Annotated in this window: 3 protein-coding genes; all 3 read right to left on the bottom strand. The window is 71.5% G+C overall.

The window, feature by feature from the left end; all coding sequences use genetic code 11:
• On the bottom strand, positions 1 to 1,093 hold a 1,093-nt coding region (locus tag AOJ26_RS39925), incomplete at its 3' end, for a lipid-transfer protein (RefSeq protein WP_053853235.1).
• A complete protein-coding gene (locus AOJ26_RS39920) occupies positions 1,090 to 1,479 on the bottom strand; it encodes a MaoC family dehydratase (protein ID WP_053853234.1) in 390 nt (129 codons plus the stop codon). The genes AOJ26_RS39925 and AOJ26_RS39920, both read right to left, overlap by 4 nt.
• Positions 1,476 to 2,435, bottom strand: a complete 960-nt coding sequence (locus AOJ26_RS39915) for a bifunctional MaoC family dehydratase N-terminal/OB-fold nucleic acid binding domain-containing protein (protein ID WP_078960202.1) — start codon at positions 2,433 to 2,435, stop codon at positions 1,476 to 1,478. Before AOJ26_RS39915 ends, AOJ26_RS39920 begins: the two co-directional genes overlap by 4 nt.
• Between the last annotated feature and the right edge of the window lie 159 nt (positions 2,436 to 2,594).

The following is a 2,594-nucleotide window of genomic DNA, read 5'->3' as shown; positions in this document are numbered from 1 at the left end:
CCGCCACCTGGTTCGCCGCCGTCCCCCGCAGTTGCCGTACGGCTTCCGCGATGCCGTTCATGCCGTGGAGGTACGCCTCCCCCAGTTGGCCGCCGTGGGTGTTGAGGGGGAGCGCGCCCCGGTGCACGAAGTCCGCGGCCTCACCCCGCGCGCAGAAGCCGAACTCCTCGAGCTGCATCAAAACGAACGGGGTGAAGTGGTCGTAGAGGATCGCCACGTCGATGTCCCGGGGGGCCAGGCCCGAGGTCCGCCAGAGCTGGCGGGCGACGACGTTCATCTCGGGGAGGCCGGTGAGGTCGTCGCGGTAGAAGCTGGTCATCTGTTCCTGTGCGCGGCCCGCGCCCTGGGCGGCCGCTGTGACGACGGCGGGCCGGTGGGGGAGGTCACGCGCGCGTGCGAGGGAGGTGACGACGATCGCCTGGCCGCCGTCGGTCTCCTGGCAGCAGTCCAGGAGCCGGAGCGGCTCGGCGATCCAGCGGGAGGCCGCGTGGTCGGCGAGCGTGATGGGACGGCCGTGGAACCAGGCGGCCGGGTTGGTGGCCGCGTACGCGCGGTCGGTCACCGCGACATGGCCGAAGGCCTCCGGGGTGAGGCCGTGGGTGTGCAGGTAGCGCTGGGCCGCCATCGCCACCCAGGAGGCCGGGGTGAGCAGCCCGAACGGCAGGGACCAGCCGAGCGCGACGCCCTCGGCGGAGGGTTCGCGGTGCTGGACGCCGGAGCCGAAGCGGCGGCCGGAGCGTTCGTTGAAGGCGCGGTAGCAGACGACGACCTCGGCCACGCCCGCCGCGATCGCGAGCACCGCCTGCTGGACGGTCGCGCAGGCCGCGCCACCGCCGTAGTGGACGCGGGAGAAGAAGGACAGCTCGCCGATCCCGCAGGCCTGGGCGACGGTGATCTCCGGGCTGGTGTCCATGGTGAAGGTGACCATGCCGTCGACGTCGGCGGCCGTGAGCCCCGCGTCGTCGAGCGCCGCGCGGACCGCCTCGGCGGCCAGGGCCAGTTCGCTGCGGCCGGAGTCCTTGGAGAACGCGGTGGCCCCGATGCCGGCGATCGCGGCCAGGCCGCCGAGCCGCTCACGCGCGCGTGTGCTCATTCGGCGTCCCTAAGGCAGAAGGTGACGGTCCCCGTGACGTGGTTGCCGATGCCGTTGGTTCCCACGATCCGCACGGTCGCGGTGTCGCCTTCGACGGTCTCCACCCTTCCGCTCAGCACCATGGTGTCGCCGGGGTGGTTGGGGGCGCCGAGCCTGATGGCGACCTTCTTCAGTACGGTCCGCGGCCCGAAGTGGTCCGTGACGTAGCGGCCCACCAGGCCGTTCGTCGTCAGGATGTTCATGAAGATGTCCGGGGAGCCCTTGCGGCGGGCCGACTCCGGGTCGTGGTGCACGTCCTGGTAGTCCCGGGAGGCGATCGCCCCCGCGACGATCAGCGTGCGGGTGACCGGGATCTCCAGGGGCGGCAGTTCGTCGCCCGTTCTCATACGGCGGCCTCCTCGGCTGCGGCACGGAAGACGGGGAGGGTGAGATCACCGTCGTAGGACTGGAAGACGAGCCGCACCGGCATCCCGATCCGCACCTTGTCGTACGGCGTCCCGACCACGTTGCTGATCATCCGCACGCCCTCGGCGAGTTCGACGAGCACGACGGCGTAGGGAGGGTCGAACGCCGGGAAGGGCGGGTGGTGCATGACGACGTACGAGTGGACGGTCCCCTCTCCGCTCGCCTCGACGGTGTCCCAGTCGGGGCTCCCGCAGTGGACGCAGCCCGGCAGCCACGGGAAGCGGAGGGCCGTGCAGGCGGTGCAGCGCTGGATGAGGAGCCTGTGCTGTTCGACGCCCTCCCAGAAGCCGGCGTTGTCCCGGTTGACGACGGGGCGGGGCCGGGCAGGGGCCTGCTCACGTCGTACGGGCGCGTACTTGAGGATGCGGAACCGGTGGGTGCCGACGAGGGTCCCGGCCGCCCGGACGTCGGTACGGGTCGTGACGAAGTGACCGGTACCGAGCCTGGTGGTCTTGCGGTCCGAGACCGACTCGATGACGGTGTCGAACGTGATCTCGTCACCGGGACGCAGTGGCCGGAAGTACTCCTGCTCGCAGTCGGTGGCGACGACCGAGGTGCAGCCCGACTCGTCGAGCAGCGCGAGGAGTTCGTCGTACGCCGACGATCTGCCCGGGTGCCCGCTCAGGCCGCCCATCGTCCAGACCTGGAGCATGGTGGGCGGGGCGACGGCGCCGGGCCCCGAGTAGGCCGGGTGGGCGTCCCCCAGGGCCTCGCACCAGTGCCGGATCATCGGCAGGTTGACGGGGTCCTTGCCGGTGGCGGAGACGGCGGCGGGGTGGCCTTCGTAGGACTTGAGGCGGGTGAGCGGGTCGGGGGGCGGGGCGTGCGGATTGCGGGCCTCGGGCAGGGTCGGCGGAGTGTCCGGATCGTCGGCCATGAGGACAACCTCCTTGTCCGCAAGATTTCCTGACTGTCCGTCAGATCAGGTGCGGTGTCAAGACCGTCGCCCCGGGCCCGGACACGCCTGCGCGGCGGCGCCGAAGCACCGCCGCGCGGACGTGTCACCCTCCGTGGAACCTGTCTCCTATACACATCC

It is taken from the genome of Streptomyces sp. NRRL B-24085 (assembly GCF_001282115.1).
Lineage (GTDB): Bacteria > Actinomycetota > Actinomycetes > Streptomycetales > Streptomycetaceae > Streptomyces.
The sequence above is the reverse complement of the archived record's forward strand: the minus strand, read 5'-3'. Positions and strand labels throughout refer to the sequence as shown.

Excerpts from the sequence above, each read along its gene's own strand:
- AOJ26_RS39915 (WP_078960202.1), bottom strand. The coding sequence starts at position 2,435 with ATGGCCGACGATCCGGACACTCCGCCGACCCTGCCCGAGGCCCGCAAT.
- AOJ26_RS39920 (WP_053853234.1), bottom strand. The coding sequence starts at position 1,479 with ATGAGAACGGGCGACGAACTGCCGCCCCTGGAGATCCCGGTCACCCGC.